The sequence below is a fragment of the Actinomyces oris genome, assembly GCF_001937665.1.
GTDB lineage: Bacteria > Actinomycetota > Actinomycetes > Actinomycetales > Actinomycetaceae > Actinomyces > Actinomyces stomatis.
Window position 1 is genome coordinate 35,896 of sequence record NZ_MSKL01000025.1, and the last position, 18,087, is coordinate 53,982.

Genomic DNA, 18,087 nt, shown 5'->3' on the forward strand with positions numbered 1-18,087 from the left:
TCAGCACCCCACGGAGAGCGAGGGCGATCAATGGCTATGACGAATGAGAACGCGACCTGGTTCGCCGACACCTTCGCCCGGATGGTGAACAACGTGGGGCTGGCGCTACTGGGCAAGACCGAGGTCATTCGGCTGGCACTGGCCACCATGCTCTCCGAGGGGCACCTCCTGCTCGAGGACGCCCCCGGAACCGGCAAGACAGCCCTGGCCCGGGCCATAGCGGCGACCGTGCAGGGGACGCACTCGCGCATCCAGTTCACCCCCGACCTGCTGCCCAGCGACATCACGGGCGTGACGATCTACGACCAGAAGACGGGCACCTGGGACTTCCACGCCGGCCCGATCTTCTCCTCGATCGTCCTGGCCGACGAGATCAACCGGGCCAGCCCCAAGACCCAGTCGGCCCTCCTGGAGGTCATGGAGGAGTCCCAGGTGACGGTCGACGGCGTGCGCCACACGACTGAGCGCCCCTTCATGGTCATCGCCACCCAGAACCCCATCGAGCAGGCCGGCACCTACCGCCTGCCCGAGGCCCAGCTCGACCGCTTCCTCATGAAGACCTCCGTCGGGTATCCCGACGAGGAGGCGATGGCCGATGTCCTGGAGGGCAGTGCCACCCCGGACCGGTCGAAGTCGCTCAGCGCCGTCATCGCCTCCAGCGCCGTGGCCTCCATGGCCGACCTGGCAGCGGAGAACCACATGGAGCGCTCGGTGGTGAAGTACATCGCGGCGCTGGCGGCCGCCACCCGCGCCTCGGAGAGCACCCGTATCGGGGTCTCGACGCGAGGGGCGCTGGCGATGGCGCGGGTCGCGCGGGTCTGGGCGGCCGCTCAGGGCAGGCCTTACGTCGTCCCGGACGACGTGCGGATGCTCGCCCAGGTCGTGTGGGCCCACCGCCTGGTCATGGACCCCGACGCCGAGTTCGCCGGAGCCACGCCGTCGGCTGTCATCTCCGAGGCCCTGGAGGTCGTCCCCGTCCCCACAGTGCAGGAGTAGGACCTCATGGCTGCGACGACACCGGGCCCAGACCCCGGCGCCCACCCCCGCTCACCGGATCAGGAAGTTCTTGGAGACCCGGGGGTCGGGCGGGCGCCTTCACCCGCCCCACTGGGTTCCTCCGCGCCGCTGAGGACCGGTCCGAGGCGTTCTCGACGGACACTGAACGCGCTGAGGCGGACGTCGACCGCAGCACGCGCGGCGGTGCCGGCCGTGGCCGGAACGGTCCTGCGTGCTCTGGCAGCACTGCGGCGAGCAGGCGCGGCCGTGCTGAAGCGGATGTCCGCGCTGGCCGTACGGCTACGAGCCGTTCCCGTGGTGGGGCCGGTGCTGGGCGATTGCGGCTCGTTGCTGAGCAGCGTGGTCACGACGGTGACCGCACTGGGGCGGGTCTGCCTCCTGGTGCTCGTCATCTCCTGGTACCTGGGCGCCAGCCGACACTGGATGGAGGCCTGGGTCATCGCCCTGGCCCTGGCCACCCTGATGGTGCTGGCGGCGGTCCAGGCGCTGGGGCGAGCCACCTACCGGGTGCGGCTCGCCCTGGTCTCGACCCGGGTCGTCGTCGGCGATCCGGCACTCGGCTCCCTGTACCTGTCTCCGCCCTCGGGGCGCGCCACCCGACCGGCGACGGTGGAGATGCCGGTGGGCCAGGGACTGGCCGTCTTCGATATTCCGCGCATCTCCCCGGGCTCCGAGCACCAGGAGGTCTTCACCGTGCCCACCCGGCATCGGGGAGTCATCACGGTGGGACCGGTCCGAAGCATCCGCGGGGACGCACTGGGCCTGGTCCGACGCTCACAGAACTGGACCGAGCCGGTCGACCTGTTCATCCACCCGCGCACCGTCAACCTGGACTCGACGGCGATCGGTTTCATCCGAGACATCGAGGGAGCGGTCACCCCGGACCTTTCCAGCTCGGACGTGTCCTTCCACGCCCTGCGCGAGTACACCCCCGGTGATGATCGCCGCAACGTCCATTGGAAGACCACCGCCCGGACCGGGCGCCTCATGGTGCGCCAGTTCGAGGAGACCCGCAGGGCCCATCTCCTGGTCGTCCACGACCTGGATCCTCACGCCTGGGACGAGGAGGAGGACTTCGAGACCTCGGTGTCCGCGAGCGCCTCGTTGCTGCTGGCCGCAGTGCGGGACAACCGGGAGATCAGCCTGGTCACTCAGGCCGGTCACCCCTACCTGCCCACGGGGGCGCGAGTGCTGGACGTCTTCACCACGCTCGATCCGGTGGAGGGGGCAGGTGACATGGTCGGCCTGACCCGGCAGGCGGTCAGTGCCGTGCCTCAGGCATCGGTCGCCGTCCTGGTCACTGGTTCCAGGACCCCGGCGGCCGCCCTCCACCGCGCTTATGCCGAGCTACCGGCCAGTACCCGTTGCCTGGCGCTGAGGATCGACGGCCGTCAGCGCCTGGCCTCGCAGAAGGTCGCGGGGCTGCCCGTGGTGACGCTGCCCGACCTGGAGCATCTGGCGCCTGCGATGAGAAAGGCCGGTTCATGATCGCTCGTGGGTCACGCACTCGCCCCGATCCTCCCGAGGGTCTGCCTACCGGTGGCCGCGGGGGCACGGCGACGACCGCCTCGACCGGCAGCGGATCGTCAGCCCGTCGCCTGGACTGGGTGAGTCTGGGGGCGGTTGTGCTGCTGCTGGTCGCAGCGGGAGCCACGCACGGGGCAGTCTTCGGGGCCCTGAGCGGTTATGTCGCTGTCGCCGGGGGCATCGTCATTGGCACGCTCGTGGGACTGGCCGGAGCCTGGTGGCGATGGAACCCCCTGGAGGTCCTCCTGGCCGCAATCATCTCCTACCTCCTGGTGGGAGGTCCGCTGGCGCTCCCCACCACGACGGGTCGGTGGGGCGTGCCGACCATGGCGACCCTTCAGGGGCTGGTGGTCGGCGCGGTGACCTCGTGGAAGGACCTGCTGACGATCGCGCCTCCGGCGGCGTCCTTCGTCGGCCCGGGGATCGTCCCCTACCTCAGTGGGATGCTGTGCTCGCTGGTGGCGGTCACGATCGCGCTGCGAGCCGGCAGGCGTCAGGGCTGGGCCCTGGCGGCCGTGGCGGTGCTGGGACTCATCGGGATCCTGTGGGGCTCGCAGCGCGCTCCGCTGGCGCTTCCGGCGGCTGCCGTCGCCCTGGTGGTCGCCGTGGTGTGGATGGCGCACCTGCAACAGCGGGGTCGTATCGCGGCAGGGCACGGGATCGTCGGCAGGCCCGGTTCACGGCGTCGTGCCCGGGTCCGTCTTGTCACAGGCGCCACCGGGATGCTGGCGCTCGCCGTCACCGTCGCCACGACCCTGGCCCCCGTCATCGAGCCCGGAGGCCGCCGAGATGTGTTGCGCGACCACGTCAGGCCTCCCTTGGACCTGTCGGCCTACGCCTCACCGCTGACGTCCTTCCGTTACTGGGTCGACAACCAGAAGGACTCGACACTCTTCACGGTTGAGGGGCTCAAGGAGGGACAGAGGATTCGTCTGGCCACGTTGGACGCCTATGACGGAACCGTCATGCGTGTGGGCACCGACGCCTCGGCGGAGGGGTTCCGGCGGGTGGGCTCCACCGTCACCGATGAGCCATTGCCCGGTGGCACCAGCACCACGAGCCTGACGGTGACGATCAAGGACTATGCGGGCTACTGGATGCCCGGGGGCGGTCAGATGCAGTCGGTCGCCTTCACCGGTGATCGTGCCACGAGCCTGCAGGAGTCCCTGTACTACTCCGAGCCGCTGGAGTCGGCCATCACCACTCAGGGCCTGACTCAGGGGGATCGCTACACGACCACGATCGTCGACACCCCGACATGGACCGATGCCCAGCTCAGTGACAAGGCGCTCACCATGTTGACGATGCCCGAGACGAGCAACGTGCCGGAGTCGGCCGGGACCCGCCTGAGCGAGTTCATCGGCGACGCCTCCACTCCCGCAGAGAAGATCCGGACGATGGCGCAGACCTTCTCCAGTCAGGGCTTCTACTCCGACGGCAGTGACAAGCTCTCCCTACCGAGCCACTCGACCTCGCGCCTGACCACCTTCCTGGACCCCAAGAAGCCGATGATCGGTGACGACGAGCAGTACGCCGTCGCGATGGCGCTCATGGCCAGGCAGGCGGGCTACCCGGCGCGCGTGGTCCTGGGGTTCTATCCCGAGACCTACTCCGGGGGCGCCCAGGCGATCACCGGGACCAACGCCCACGCCTGGGTGGAGGTGAGCTTCTCCTCCGTGGGTTGGGTGGCCTTCGACCCCACTCCGCCCCGTGACCAGAAGCCCCAGACGGAGGTTCCCCGGCCCAAGCCGAATCCTCGTCCCCAGGTGCTCCAGCCACCTGTGCCGCCTCAGGACCCCGCCGATCTGACGCCGCAGACCAACGACGACCGCGACGACGACTCGGACCGCCCCAGCCCCTGGCTGGCCTGGCTGCTCCTGGCTGCCAAGGCGGCCGGTGTCCTGGCGATCATCGCCGCGCCCTTCATCATCATCGTGGCGGCCAAGGCATGGCGTCGTCGACGACGGCGCCGGGCCGCGAGTCGGAAGGATCGCATCACCGGCTCGTGGAACGAGCTCATCGACTACGCCACGGACCTGCGTACCGGGGTTCCACGCGCGACCACCCGCAGTGAGCAGGCCCTCTACCTCGACTCCTTCGTCTCCGGCGAGCCGAACCCGGGGCTGACCTTCCGCCCGTCCCCGGCCTCGGACAGCGTTGGCGGCCTGGCCCAGCTGGTGGACTCCACGGTGTTCAGCGGCCAGGACATGGCCGACGCGATCGAGGCCAGTGCCTGGAACAGTACCGACACCCTGAGTCGGGCCCTGGCCTCTCGCACCTCCCGGTACCGCCGTCTGGTAGCCCGGTTCTCGGTGACCTCCTTGAGACGTCATCCCGGCCGCGCACCGGTTGGGCGGCCCTTAGGCGTCGGATCGTCTCGGCACGGCGACGCTCCGACGCCCTCCCCGGTCGGCTCGCGCCGTTGGTGGCCGAGCCGTCTGAGCCCATCGGGCCTGCGCAGACCGCCGCATCAGTCGGCCACGGATTCACTGCCCTCCCCGGAAGGAGACGACTGATGACGACAGGATCAGTAGGGCCCTCCCCGGTCTCGCCAGTCACCCACGGCTCCCCCGCCCACCTGCGAGGCCTCCAGTCGGCCAGCACCGGTATGCGCGCCACGGCACTGGTCGTCGACGCAGTGGTGGTGTCCCTCATCAGCACCATGTGCCTGCTGCCCACCGTGATCGCCGTGCAGCTGAGCTCCACGGTGACCATCGCGGTGGCGGCCGTGTTCGCGTTCCTGGGAGCGGTGGCTGTCATCTGGTTCGAGATCATTGACCTGTGGAGACGTGGACAGACCCTCGGGATGAGGGTCGTGGGCCTCTCCTGGCTGCGCTGGAGCCTCCCAGGAAGACCCGGTCTGAACGCCATCTCCAAACTACTGGTCCTGTCGACCGTCTCCGCCCTCACCCTGGGTATTGGAGCCGTCATCATCTACCTGATCTCTGAGGACCGCAGCGGTCGCTCCTGGTTCGACAGGATCAGTGACATCATCGTCGTCACCGACAAGGACACCGATGCTGTCGAGGAGCCCTCGGGGAGGGGAACCGGCAGACGATCATCGGCGCACGGGGATGAAGCATTCAGCCCCCAGTGGTGGGCACCGTCCGAGACTCGCAGCGCAGATGCCTCCGCGGCTGCTTCCGGCGCCGAGGAGTTCATCACCGAGGTCCCGTGGCGATCCGGGGAGCCGGAGGAGACAGCAGCACCCGCCCGACGGCCCATGCACCCGGAGCCATCCTCCATAGGGCACGACGGCGATCCAGCCGCGGCACATCCTGTTTCGACGCCCCTTTCACCGCTGTCCACGCGTCAGGAGCAGGCCGACTCCCCCGTGGCATCCGGAGCGGCGCCGATGGAGTCGCAGGATCATTGGGCTTCCGCGGACCCCTGCGCCGAGGAGGACCCCATGGACCGCACCGTTGCCAGAACCGCCACCCGGTCCGCGCCCTCGCTCCTGCTGGACACCGGGCAGCGGGTCGACCTCGGCACTGCGGGCACGGTCCTGCTGGGCCGCGATCCGCAGGCGGTCGCCCCCTGGGAGGGCGCCTGCACCGTCGCCGTGGACGATCCGGGATTCTCCATCTCCAAGACCCATGTCGCCGTCGTCCTTGAGGGCACCGATGTGTTCGTTGAGGACCTGGGCTCCACCAACGGCACCACGGTGGAGGCTCCTGAGGGCGCGCTGACGACCGCCGGTGAGGGCCAGCGCGTCAGGGCCGGCGTCGGCGACATCGTCCATTTCGGTCGACGCCGATTCACGGTGGGGCGCTGAGACGGGATGATGAGATGAACAGCTCCACCACAGCGCATCCAGCGGCTCATGCGGCCTTGCTCCCTCAGGAGGTCCGCCTCGTCGTGCGTCACGGCTCGGCCACCGACGTCGGCAGGGTCCGCACGGATAACGAGGACTCGCTGCTGGCCGGCTCCCCGGTCTTCCTCGTCGCGGACGGCATGGGGGGACACCGCTCGGGAGGTACCGCCTCGGCTCACGCCGTGGGAGCCTTCGAGGACCTCGTGGGGCGCACCTTCGTCACGTCGCGGGAGTTCAACAGGCGGCTGACCCTCGCCGCACGGAACGTGGCCGCTCTGGGGACCGGGGAACGCGCCCCCGGATCGACACTCACGGGGCTGCTGCTCTCCCGGCAGGGAGCGCTTCCGTGCCTGCGAGTGGTGAACATCGGCGACTCACGCACCTACCACCTGTCCACGCAGTCCTTCTCCCAGGTCACCCACGACCACTCCGAGGTCCAGGAACTCATCGACTCCGGCCAGCTGGACCAGGCCCGGGCACTGTCATCACGCAACCGCAACGTCATCACCCGGGCGCTGGGGGCCGGCGGCGGGGACCAGGTGGTGGCCGACCAGTACCTTCTGCCGGCCACCGTGGGCGACCGCTTCATCATCTGCTCGGACGGGCTGAACGGGCACGTCGCCGAATCCCTCATCGAGATGGTGGCCAGGTCCGTGCCCGACCCGCGCAATGCGGCCCACGAACTGGTCGCCCTGGCCCTGGCCGCTGGCGGACGAGACAACGTCACCGTCATCGTCGTCGACGTCGTGGATGTCTTCCCTCCCTGGGAGGACACACAGGTCGACGACACCACGCTGCCCCGGGCCACCGGCTCCGACTCCACCGTCCCCACCCCCGCCTCCAGGAGGTCCTGTCCATGAACATGCTGACACGCTGGGTACCAGGCGACATCCTTGTTGCCGTCGCGGACGGCGGCGTCCTCGCCCTCGACGGGAGTGCGCCGGCGATGGAGGCGATGTGGACCGAGCTCGGTGAGCACCGATCCCTCGGCGACCTGCTGCGAAGCCTGAGCCGGCTGCACGACAACGAGGTCTTCTCCCTTCCCGACTTCCTCATGATGGCCATCGACGGCCAGGAGCTGCGAGTGGCCGCCCGGGGGCGTTTCAGCCTCCACCTGGACACCGCCGATGGCGAGCGCAGCTTCAGCGCCTCCGAGGTCGTCGTGTGGGAGGAGTCCCGCTATGACCATGTCAACCAGTGCATCCTCGAGCTCGCCCCGGCCGCTGGGCGCACAGCCGGCCCCGAACACCTCGAGGAGTTCCTCCCTCTGCGGTCGGGGATCGTCCGAGCCGCACAGCTGCACATCGGGTTCGGATCCCACCAGATCCCGCTGTCCCCGCCGGCTCTGTCCGGTGCTCACGAGGCCGAGGAGGCACAGTTTCCATCAGCGGTCCAGGAGATCATCCAGCAGGCTCGGGCGGCAGGCGTCCCGGAGCAGGCCGCCCCGCCGGCGCCGTCATCCCGACCTGCGACGCAGGACCGGAGGGAGGCCGCCCACCCGGCTTCCACCGATCCCGGACGGACGCTGGGACCGGAGTCCTTGGACATGCTGGCCGGTGCGGGTTCCCCGCAGGAGCCCGGGAACCCGGCCGCGGTACTGGAACCCGTCGACGTTCCGGCGGCTGCCGATGCCGCGGACCCGCAGATACGCGAGCAGAGGGTCGAGGACGAGTACGTCGGTCATCTCTTCGAGCACGCCATGATGACGGAGGGCGAAGCGGGGGCTCCCCGCTCGGTCCCCTCCGAGGACGTGGATCCGTTGGCCCGGATCGCCGGAGGGCTTGGTCGCCACCGGGCCGCCCCCCATGGTGAGGACGCCTCCAGCTCCCCTCCCGAGGCGCACTCGGCGCAGGCGGATGAACCGCTCCCGACTCATGGACCGGCCCCGGACAACGGTGTGGAGGCGGCTTCCCCGAACGGTTCCGCCCCCTCGGGTGAGCACTGGCGACATGACGGGCGCACCGTCTCGGCCGCCGGGCTTCATGCCGCCCGGGATGCACTGGGCGGGCAGGCCACGATGGCCGAGTTCGATGAGCCGTCCGGCACCGGCCCCAGTGTGCTGGCCGTCTTCTGCGAGGCGGGGCATCCCAATCCTGTGCACGCCTCCTCGTGCCGCGAGTGCGATGCCGCCATCACCTCCAGGACAGGCCAGGTCGAACGACCGGTCCTGGGGATCCTGCGTGTCTCCTCCGGTGCCACCGCGGTTCTGGACACCGACGTCATTATCGGCCGAGTACCCCAGGGCACCAGCACCACCGCCGCTCAGAGCCCCCATCTGCTCGCGGTCCCCAGCCCGGGCAAGTCGATCTCGAAGACTCACTGCGCCATACGGGTCGAGGACTGGGACATGAGTGTGGAGGACCTGGGGTCCACCAACGGCACCTTCCTGCTGCGCGCCGGGGAGGAGCCCCGCCGGGTGCCCGAGCACCAGCAGCTCTTTCTGCGCATCGGGGACGTCATCGACATCGGTGACGACACCACCCTGACTGTGGAACGTGAGACATGATGTCCTCCAAGAGGAACGCTCCCCCGCAGGGGCCACCGATCCCTGGAGCCAGGCCCAAGCGCTTCCTGGGCGCCGGAGGCTTCGCCGACGTCTTCCTTTACGAGCAGCAGGTGCCGCGCCGCGACGTGGCGGTCAAGATCCTGCGGCAAGGAGGAAGCGAGCGCGACCACCACCGGTTCACCACCGAGGCGGACCTCATGGCCCGGCTGTCGTCACACCCCTCCATCGTGTCGGTCTACGGGGCCGGGACAGTGGAGGAGGAACGCAGCTACCTCATCATGGAGTACTGTCCCCCGCCCCACTTGGGCAAGCTGGCCACCTCACAGCCCTTGACGCTCACACGCGCCCTGGAGATCGGAATCCAGGTGGCGGGCGCGGTGGAGACCATTCACCGAGTCGGTTACCTCCACCGCGACATTAAGCCGGCCAATATCCTCGTCACCCCTTTCGGGCGCCCTGTGCTCGGCGACTTCGGGATCGCCGCACCCATTGGACTCAGCGTCGAGCAGGACGAGTTCGGTGGGGCCTCCCCACCATGGGCCTCACCCGAGCAGCAGCTCGACCAGGAGAGTCTGACACCTGCCTCGGACGTCTACGCTCTGGCCGCGACCATCTACACCCTGCTGGCGGGGCGCTCGCCCCACGTCGACGTCTCCGGCTCCGACCGCAACGACCAGCTCTCGATGCTCGACCGGGTACTCCACCGACCGATTCCCCCGATCGGACGACGCGACGTGCCCGAGCAGCTCGAGCGGGTCCTGATCACGGCGATGTCAAAGTCCCCCCGAGGACGGTATGCCAGCGCCGTCGCCCTGGCTCGAGCGCTGCAACAGGTTCAGACCGACCTGCAGCTGGCCACCACCCAGCTGGATGTCATGGAGGAGGCGCCCCGAGAGGAGACGGGTGGGGACGGGGAGCAGGACTCCACGATGCTGCGGCCGGTCGTCACGGTGAACCCCGACGGGCCGACCGGAACGGTGCCCGCTGCCCACAGGCATGACGACGCCGCCACGGCATTCGCGCCCCGTCGTGTCGAGGCCCAGTCCACAGGCGCCGCCTCGCAGCGCGACCGGCCCCGTCCCCGGTTCTCGGTGCCGCAGCCATCCGCGGGGCCACTCATGCCCGAGGTGCTCGGCAGCCGCCCCGGGCGCAGGAACGACGACGAGGTCGAGCCCGCCCCGGAGGGGGCGGTCCTCCCGGGGCACCGGGCGAGTACCTCATCCGCCTCGACGACATCATCCCCACAGCCCTGGGCCACTCCCCTCTCCGAGGACGATGCGGCCGAGGGCGCGGCGGGTGCTCCAGGCACGGACGAGGCTGAGGCGGGCCTCAGGAGGCAGCCCAGACGCCTGTCGGGGCGAGCCGTGGCCGTCACCGTTCTGGGCGCCGCCGTCGTGGTTAGCCTGACCGCGATCGGAGTGTGGTCGGTGCTGCGAGGAGAGGGCGGGACACAGCAGGCCACCGCCCAACCGGCGACCACCGCGCCGCCCGGGGCCGTTCCCGGTGCCGGGATACTGCCCGCCGTCACGGACCTCAGGGTCGCACAGGCCGAGGAGCGCGTCTCAGCCACCTGGTCCTACGACTCCAGCGGCAGCGACGTGGTCTTCCTGTACCGCATCTCCGACCCGGGCCAGCTGCTTCCGGTGCAGGAGACCAGGCAGACCAGCGTCACTGTCACACCGGTCAGTGCACGGACCTGCATCGAGGTGGTCGCTCGGGACTCCAGCGGGGCCTCGTCGGAGGCCGCCGTCGCCTGCGTCGACACACCCGGGGCGGGCAGCGCGGGGTGAGCCGATCTCTGTCCAAGGCCCCACCGACAGCCGCACGAGCACCGACGTTCAAGGAACATCCATGCAATCAAGGAATACCAAGGAAGAAGGAGGGACCATGACGAATTCACCTGCCGAGCCCCTGCTCGTGGACTTCGTCGGTGAGCTGTACCACGTCGAGCCCGGTACGCACTTCAGTATCGGGCGCGAGGGGGATCTCGTGCTCGACGCCGACAACCTGTTCCTGCACCGCAGGTTCCTCATCCTGGAGCACGACACGGGCCTGTGGTGGGTCGCCAACGTCGGTTCCCACATCGGGGCGACCCTGACCGAGAGGTCCGGTACCTCCCGTTCCTGGATCGCTCCCGGAGCCCGGGTGCCGCTGGTCTTTCCCGAGATGGCCATCGTGTTCACCGCAGGCTCGACCACCTATGAGATCCTGCTGACCGTCCCCCTCCCCGGCTACGAGACCGCTCAGCCGCGTTCGCTGGCTCCCCAGACCGGTGAGGCAACCGTGGGCATGGTGACCCTGACCCCCAGCCAGCACCTGGCGATCCTGGCACTGGCTGAGCCCTGGCTCAGGCGCACCGGCACCGGCCCGGTCGACTTGCCCCGCAACGCCGACGCGGCGGCCCGCCTGGGCTGGACCCTTACCCGTTTCAACCGCAAGCTGGACAACATCTGTTACAAGCTCGACCGTATCGGCGTCAAGGGCATGCGCGGAGGGCCCCGCTCCCACGCCTCCTACCGGCGCACCGCCCTGGTCGACTACGCCCTGACCGCACGGATCGTCACTGTCGAGGACCTCCCCCTGCTGGACAGCACGACGCGGCCGACGGGCACCGAGGACTCGGCGCAGGACTGAGGCGCTCCGGTGTGTGACACTCACATGCCTCAGAAGTAGGGAGACAAGACGCGTACGTCGTGCCCGCGCCTCAGTCGAGAGAGGCTCCGCCGGCCCGGCCACGTGAACGGTTCCGGTTGCGCCGCTTCCAACCGGTGGCGGTGCGCTCCACCTTCCCTGAGAGCTCCAGGATCCCCAGCGCCGATGTCGCCTCCTTCGGCGACAGCCCTGAGGAGCGGATGATGGACTCGGTGCTCGCCGCCGCACGGGCCGGCATGGCATCCAGGACGAGGGAGGCATCCGGGGCCAGCCCGTCGAGAAGACCTCCGCCGATCAGCTCAGGGTCCTGCTCCTTGGCGGCATCCGCGTCGACGGTGCCCAGGGGCGTCAGCAGCTCCAGGGCGTCGTCGGTGTCGGTGACACAGACCGCCCCCTTTCGCAGGAGACGGTGGCATCCGACCGAGGACATGGAGGTCACGGGGCCGGGAACGGCGCCCAGCTGCCTGCCCAGCTCGAGGGCACGGTGGGCGGTGGACAGGGCGCCTGATCTCCAGGCCGCCTCCACCACGATCGTCGCCCTGGAGATCGCCGCGATGAGGCGGTTGCGTGAGACGAACCGGTGGCGGCCCGGCTGACAGCCCGGTGGCACCTCCGCCACCAGTGCCCCGGAGGCGATGACCGCCTCCAGCACCCCGGTGTTTCCCACCGGGTAGAGGCGATCCACGCCCCCGGCGGAGACCGACACGGTTGGCCCCTCCTGCAGTGCTCCGCGGTGCGCGCAGGCATCGATGCCGAAGGCTCCCCCGGAGACGATGAGGCCGCCTTTGGCCGTCACCCCTGAGGCCAGGGAGGTGGCGACGCTCTCACCATACCGGGTGGAGGCCCGGGCCCCCACCAGCGCCAGGCACAGTCCGCTGGCCGGTCCCACCGGCATCCGCTGCTCGCGTACGGGCTGACCGGCGCCTGTGGCGCTCTCAGCGTCGTCGTCCCCAACGGCCCCGGGCGCCCCTCCCCCGTTGTCCTTGTTCTTCAGGTCCGCGGCGTTGACCAGCAGCGATGGGTCGCCACGCACCCACAGGCAGAAGGGCGGGTGCTCCAGCTCGTCCACCCCCGGCGGCCACCAGGGCTCCCCCGGGAGGATGAGGCTCCCACCGAGACGGTCGAGCACATCGAGCTCACGGCGGATGTCGAGTCCCTCCAGGCGCGGCACCCACCGGGCAGCGACCTGAGCCCAGCACGTACTGATATCGCCGGCGCTGCTCGTCCCCGGGGGCGGCTCCGACACCGGTGGGCGTGGGGAGCTGCGTACCTGTCCTGAGGAGTCGATGGCCTCCTCCAGCAGCCACCTCAGGGCGGGGCCCGGCCCGAGCCGGCCCACCACCATGGCTGCGGTGGCGCTGTTGGGCTCGGCCAGACGGGACCAGGTTGCGCGCGCCAACGCCGGATCCTCAATGTCGTAGGGCAGCTTCATGGACGCACTCCTGAGGTTCTCAGGGCCAGGGCGGTCCCGATGTGGGTGAGGGCGAGGGAGTCGACGCCCTCGAGGTCGGCGAGGGTCCAGGCCAGTCTGAGGACCCGGTCCACCCCGCGCAGGGAGAGGTCCCCGCGTTCCAGGGCGGTCATGAGCCGGCGGCTGAGTGGAGCGCTGAGTCCACCGTCGGGGCCTCTGAGGTAGGAGCCGGGGACCTCGGCGTTGAGGCGCCACGGGGTGCTGGCCAGTCTGCGCTCCGCGGCCCGGCGGGCACGTAGGACGCGCCGGGCCACCGCGGCACTGGACTCTCCACTGCCCGCGGAAGCGAGATCGGCGGCACTGACGGCGCCGACCTCGACCGTGATGTCGACCCGATCCAGCAGCGGACCGGACAGTCGTGAGAAGTAGCGCCGTCGCTGCAGGGAGGTGCAGGTGCACTCCAGGCCGCGGCCACCGGCCTTGCCGCAGGGGCAGGGGTTGGCGGCCAGCACGAGCTGGAAGGCGGCCGGGTAGCTGGCTCGCCCGCCCACGCGGTCGATGGTGACCATTCCCGACTCCAGCGGCTGGCGCAGGCAGTCCAGGACGCCCGCGCTGAACTCCGGGGCCTCGTCGAGGAAGAGCACACCGCGGTGAGCCAGGGAGACGTCTCCGGGGCGGGGCAGACCGGAGCCTCCTCCGACGACGGCGGCCCGAGTCGCCGTGTGGTGCGGCGCGCGCAACGGCGGCCGGGTGATGAGTCCGCGGGCGGGGTCGAAGATTCCGGCCACGGAGTGCAAGGAGGTGACGGTGACGGCATCCGTCTGCTCCAGGGGCGGCAGGATGGAGGGAAGCCTCTCGGCGAGCATGGTCTTCCCTGTTCCCGGGGGCCCCACCATGATGAGGTGATGGCCCCCGGCGGCGGCGACCTCGAGGGCCTGCCGGGCCTCGGTCTGCCCGACGACGTCCGCCAGGTCCGGCAGCTCGGCGTCGTGGGGAGGGGTCGTCGGGGCATCGTCTGTTGCTGCCTCGGTGATCTGCTCCACCGCTGCCGCCACGGCAGCGCTCAGTCGCCCTCCGTAGCGCTCGACGAGCTGACCGACGTGTCTGACGGCGGTGACCCGGGCGCCGGGGACGAGCTCGGCCTCGGCTGCGGCCTCCTGGGCGACGACGATCTCCTCCACCCCGGCGGCCACCGCGGCCTGGACGCTGGGCAGGACGCCACGGACGGAGTGCACGGAGCCGTCCAGCCCGAGCTCGCCGATGTAGACGGTCCGTCCCAGGTGCCCGGCTGCGGACCGTCCGAGCCGACCGCGTGCTCCCAGGACGGCCAGAGCGAGCGCGAGATCCAGTCCAGTCCCGCTCTTGCGCAGGTCCGCCGGGGAGAGGTTGACGGTCAGGCGCTGCTCGCCCCAGGTGACGCCGCAGGTGCTCAACGCGGCCCGAACGCGCTCACGCGACTCGCGCACGGCGGTATCGGGGAGGCCCACGAGGGTGAATCCGGGCAGACCCTGGGCGGAGTGAGCCTCGACGTCAACGATGTGCCCGGCCAGCCCGGTCAGCGTGACGGCGAGCGTGCGCGCTAGCCCCATGACGCATCCACCGCCCGGTGGTGGCGCAGCAGCGCAGGACGCGCGTCGCGCATGAGGATGGAGACGACGTCGAGGCGCATGCCGGTGTGCGGCGGGGTCTCATGGGTGGTCGCCCAGGCAGCCGCCAGGGCGCGCAGTCGGGCGACCTTGCGGGCGTCGACCGCGGCTGCCGGTGGCCCCTGGCGCAGGGAGCTGCGGGTCTTGACCTCAACGATGACGAGCCTCGGCCTTGTCCGTGCCGCACCTGACTCGGCGGCGGGCGCACTGCTCGGCTCCCGGTGCGCGTGGGTGGGCTCCAGGGCGATGATGTCGAGCTCTCCGCGCAGGCCGTGCTCCGGGCGCCAGTTGCGCTCCAGGACCTGCCAGCCGATGTCCTCCAGGTAGGTGGCGGCAAGGTCCTCGCCACGGCGTCCGGTGCGCAGGCGGGACGCTCCTGCGGGAGCGGATCCCGAACCACCCGGGCTCCGGGCGGCCTGCGTGGGCACGTGATCACCGCATCTCGCTGCGATCACCGTTCTTCCCGTTGTGGTTACTACGACCTGGTCGGTCATCCCGATCACCTCCGCCACTAGCCTGAGGCCGGATCAGCCGGTGCGCGCCACGGCCCCATCGGCTTTGTGGACAACGCTGCCGGAAGAGGTCCTGTGGCCCCCGGTGAGCGGGGCCGGTCAGCGGAACGGATGCGGCCAGAACTGGCGGCGCAGCATCGGAAAGGTTAGGAGGGGATGTCCATCTCGAGCTTGGTGAGCTCCTCGACGTTGACGTCCTTGAAGGTGACGACGTGGACGGACTTCACGAACCGGGAGGCACGGTAGATGTCCCACACCCAGGCGTCCTCGAGGGTGAGCTCGAAGAAGACCTCCCCGCCGTTGGTGCGTACCTGGACGTCGACGGCGTTGGCCAGGTAGAACCGCCGCTCGGTCTCCACCACGTAGGAGAACAGGGAGGCGACGTCGCGGTACTCCCGGTACAGCGAGAGCTCCAGCTCGTTCTCATAGGACTCGAGGTCTTCTGCGCTCACCGGGCCATCATGCCTGCCCGCGGCCGCTGGAGGCGGCAGGCGGCGGGGGCGAGTCGGCCCTGTCCGGGAGTCGCCCTGGAGTCGGGCAGCCGCATCAGGCGCTGCCTCGGCCGTGGCGCTGGTCCAGGCCGGGCAGGTGCCAGCTGCGTCGGTGCTGGTCGCCGGCACCCAGGGCGGTGAGTCCCTTGATATGGGCCGCAGAGGCGTAGCCCTTGTTGGAGGCCCACCCGTAGCCGGGATCGTCGAGACCAGCCATGAGGGCGTCTCGTTCAACCTTGGCCAGGACACTGGCGGCGGCGACGACGGCGCACCTGGCGTCGGCCTTGACCTCCATGCGCACCGCGGGGGTGGACGGAAGCGCAGCGGGCTCAGGAGCGGACCTGGAGGGGGGAGCGTCCTCCAGGGCGGTGAGCAGGTCGGGCTGGGGCGAGGTGAGCCAGTCGGCCACGCCGTCGAGGATGATGACGCCGGGGGCGTGGCCGCGCTCAGCGACCTGCTGCAGAGCCCGCAGACCCGCCGTCCTCAGGGCTCCGACGATGCCGTACTCATCGATCTCAGCAGGTGAGGCATGGGCGACGGCGCAGTCCACGAGCCAGCTGCGTACAGGATCAACCAGGCCCGTGCGCGCCCGGGCCGTCAGCTGCTTGGAGTCGGCGAGCCCCTCGGGGAAGTCGTCATCGGTGCGCCGCGCCACGATCGCCAAGCCGACGCTGACCGGTCCGGCCAGGGCCCCGCGACCGACCTCGTCCAGACCGCCGACATAGTCGTAGGTCTCAAGCAGCGCCTTCTCCAGGCACCGGTCGGGGCGGGTGCGTCCCCGAGGACTCATCTCGTTCTCCCCGGGACCTGCTCCTGGTCGGCCAAGCCTCCGGAGGTATCCGGACCGTCGGCCGTCCACCCGGGCTCGGTGTGCTGCCCGTCGTCGTTGCCGGGCTCCTCACCGGCAGCGCCGACGTCATCGGAGTCCTTGCCGTCGGGGGCCTGCGACGATGCCTCCTCCTCAGAAGCCGTTTCCCCGTCGCCTGTGGGAGCAGCGGGAGGCGAGGGCGACGCGGACGGCGTTGAGGCCTCCCTCGCAGGCACGTCTGAGAAGGAGCTCCTCCCTCTTCCCAGAGTCCCCCACCGGCTCGGGTGCGACCATTGGAAGACCACCTTGGCCACCCCGACGACGTTCTTCAACGGCACGAAACCGCCATGGGCGTCGTCGCGGTGGTAGCGGGAGTCGGCCGAGTTGCTGCGGTTGTCCCCCATGACCCACACGTAGCCCTGGGGGACGGTGACATCGAAGGAGGTCAGGGACGGGGACTGACCGTCCTTGACGTAGGGCTCCTTGACCGCAACGCCGTTGACGCTGAGGGTCCCCTTCCCGTCGGCGACCACATGGTCGCCACCGACACCGATGACCCGCTTGACGAGGTGATGGCCGGTGTTCTCCGGCAGAAGGTTCACTGAGACCATGACCTTCTGGGCGGCGCCGCGCAGCCCCGTCGGCTCCTTGACATGGAGCCAGTCATCAGGGTCGGTGAAGACGATCACGTCGCCCCGTTCGACGTCGTCGGAGCCGTACATGGGGACCGCGACCTTGTCCCCGTCACGCAGGGTGCGTTCCATGGAGCCGGAGGGGATCTCGTAGATCTGGACGACGTAGGCCCGCAGGAGAGCCGGGACGAGGATGACGACTGCCACAATAAGCACCAGCCTGATCACCCGTTGGTACAGGGAGCTGGTCTGCGGCGGAGGGATGGCGGGGGCCACGTGCCGGCGGGGCTGGATGGAGGGGGGCAGCTCGGTGAGCTCGTCATCGGGCTCGGGGTCGGCGTCCGGGTCGATGAACGGGTCGTAATCCCACTCATCGCTGTCGTCGACCGGGGCCGGCTTCGGAGCTTCTCCAGCCGCATCAGGAACCGTGCAGGTCTCCTGGGGGGAGTCCGCGGACGGAGAGCTGCAGGCCGGAGTGATCGCGGACCTGGAGGTCCGACCGATCTGAGAGGGATCGGCCTGTTTCAGGTCCAGCCCGACGTCGTCGGTCCCTTCCTGCACCGGTCTCACCGTGCTCCTTCCCCGGAATTGATGTACGTGGGACCGCCGCTGCACGGCGGCGAGAGATGGCGAGCGCCCGGAACCCGTGGGCTCCGGGCGCCGCCTCGAGAGTGCAGGCGCTCAGTCCTCGCGACGCTCCTTGATCTTGGCGGCCTTACCGCGCAGGTTGCGCAGGTAGTAGAGCTTGGCACGGCGCACCTGACCCCGGGTGACGACCTCGATCTTCTCGATGGAGGGCGTGTGGACGGGGAAGGTACGCTCGACACCGACACCGAAGGAGACCTTGCGGATGGTGAAGGTCTCCGAGACGCCGCCGCCCTGGCGCGCAATGACGACGCCCTGGAAGACCTGGACGCGGGTGCGGGATCCCTCAACGACCTTGACGTGGACCTTGAGGGTGTCCCCAGGACGGAAGGAGGGGATGTCGTCGCGCAGTGATGCGGCGTTGATCTCGTCGATCAGGTTCATGTTTCTCTCCACACCCGTGCCACTGGTCAGGAGTGCTGGTTC

At 69.9% G+C, this 18,087-nt stretch carries 15 protein-coding genes; 8 read left to right on the forward strand and 7 right to left on the reverse strand.

The genetic code is table 11. From position 1 onward, the window contains the following. Window positions 1-30: 30 nt before the first annotated feature. The 8 genes from BKH28_RS09590 to BKH28_RS09625 all read left to right on the forward strand — a co-directional run bounded on the left by BKH28_RS09590 (window position 31) and on the right by BKH28_RS09625 (window position 11,498). Window positions 31-996, forward strand: coding sequence for an AAA family ATPase (locus BKH28_RS09590; RefSeq protein ID WP_075418590.1), 966 nt, complete (start codon window positions 31-33; stop codon window positions 994-996). Between the two features lie 213 nt (window positions 997-1,209). Further along, entirely contained in the window at window positions 1,210-2,505 is a 1,296-nt protein-coding gene (locus BKH28_RS09595; RefSeq protein WP_143224129.1) for a DUF58 domain-containing protein, read from the forward strand. Further along, complete coding sequence (locus BKH28_RS09600; RefSeq protein ID WP_075418592.1) at window positions 2,502-5,060, forward strand: transglutaminase domain-containing protein; 2,559 nt, start codon at window positions 2,502-2,504, stop codon at window positions 5,058-5,060. Before BKH28_RS09595 ends, BKH28_RS09600 begins: the two co-directional genes overlap by 4 nt. Then, a complete protein-coding gene (locus tag BKH28_RS09605; RefSeq protein WP_075418593.1) occupies window positions 5,060-6,319 on the forward strand; it encodes an RDD family protein in 1,260 nt (419 codons plus the stop codon). The genes BKH28_RS09600 and BKH28_RS09605 overlap by 1 nt, the downstream gene beginning before the upstream one ends. A 14-nt stretch (window positions 6,320-6,333) precedes the next feature. Beyond that, entirely contained in the window at window positions 6,334-7,218 is an 885-nt protein-coding gene (locus BKH28_RS09610; RefSeq protein WP_075418594.1) for a PP2C family protein-serine/threonine phosphatase, read from the forward strand. Further along, a complete protein-coding gene (locus BKH28_RS09615; protein WP_075418595.1) occupies window positions 7,215-8,864 on the forward strand; it encodes an FHA domain-containing protein in 1,650 nt (549 codons plus the stop codon). Before BKH28_RS09610 ends, BKH28_RS09615 begins: the two co-directional genes overlap by 4 nt. Next, complete coding sequence (locus tag BKH28_RS09620) at window positions 8,861-10,654, forward strand: serine/threonine-protein kinase (protein WP_075418596.1); 1,794 nt, start codon at window positions 8,861-8,863, stop codon at window positions 10,652-10,654. Before BKH28_RS09615 ends, BKH28_RS09620 begins: the two co-directional genes overlap by 4 nt. 97 nt (window positions 10,655-10,751) lie before the next feature. After that, a complete protein-coding gene (locus BKH28_RS09625) occupies window positions 10,752-11,498 on the forward strand; it encodes a hypothetical protein (RefSeq protein WP_075418597.1) in 747 nt (248 codons plus the stop codon). Between the two features lie 70 nt (window positions 11,499-11,568). On the opposite strand, the gene BKH28_RS09630 is transcribed toward BKH28_RS09625, so the two are convergent. The 7 genes from BKH28_RS09630 to rplS all read right to left on the reverse strand — a co-directional run bounded on the left by BKH28_RS09630 (window position 11,569) and on the right by rplS (window position 18,045). Further along, window positions 11,569-12,948, reverse strand: coding sequence for a DNA-processing protein DprA (locus tag BKH28_RS09630; RefSeq protein WP_075418598.1), 1,380 nt, complete (start codon window positions 12,946-12,948; stop codon window positions 11,569-11,571). After that, window positions 12,945-14,516 carry a YifB family Mg chelatase-like AAA ATPase gene (locus BKH28_RS09635; protein WP_075418599.1) on the reverse strand — a complete coding sequence of 524 codons (1,572 nt, stop codon included), beginning with the start codon at window positions 14,514-14,516 and terminating at the stop codon, window positions 12,945-12,947. Before BKH28_RS09635 ends, BKH28_RS09630 begins: the two co-directional genes overlap by 4 nt. After that, window positions 14,507-15,067 carry a YraN family protein gene (locus tag BKH28_RS09640; RefSeq protein ID WP_081380111.1) on the reverse strand — a complete coding sequence of 187 codons (561 nt, stop codon included), beginning with the start codon at window positions 15,065-15,067 and terminating at the stop codon, window positions 14,507-14,509. The genes BKH28_RS09635 and BKH28_RS09640 overlap by 10 nt, the downstream gene beginning before the upstream one ends. Before the next feature lie 164 nt (window positions 15,068-15,231). Then, complete coding sequence (locus BKH28_RS09645) at window positions 15,232-15,537, reverse strand: DUF2469 domain-containing protein (RefSeq protein WP_075418600.1); 306 nt, start codon at window positions 15,535-15,537, stop codon at window positions 15,232-15,234. 94 nt (window positions 15,538-15,631) lie between these two features. Further along, a complete protein-coding gene (locus tag BKH28_RS09650) occupies window positions 15,632-16,366 on the reverse strand; it encodes a ribonuclease HII (protein WP_075418601.1) in 735 nt (244 codons plus the stop codon). Then, window positions 16,363-17,586: a signal peptidase I gene (gene lepB / locus BKH28_RS09655; protein WP_075418602.1), complete on the reverse strand. Its 1,224-nt coding sequence runs from the start codon at window positions 17,584-17,586 to the stop codon at window positions 16,363-16,365. Before lepB ends, BKH28_RS09650 begins: the two co-directional genes overlap by 4 nt. Before the next feature lie 111 nt (window positions 17,587-17,697). Beyond that, a complete protein-coding gene (gene rplS, locus BKH28_RS09660; RefSeq protein ID WP_003786428.1) occupies window positions 17,698-18,045 on the reverse strand; it encodes a 50S ribosomal protein L19 in 348 nt (115 codons plus the stop codon). Between the last annotated feature and the right edge of the window lie 42 nt (window positions 18,046-18,087).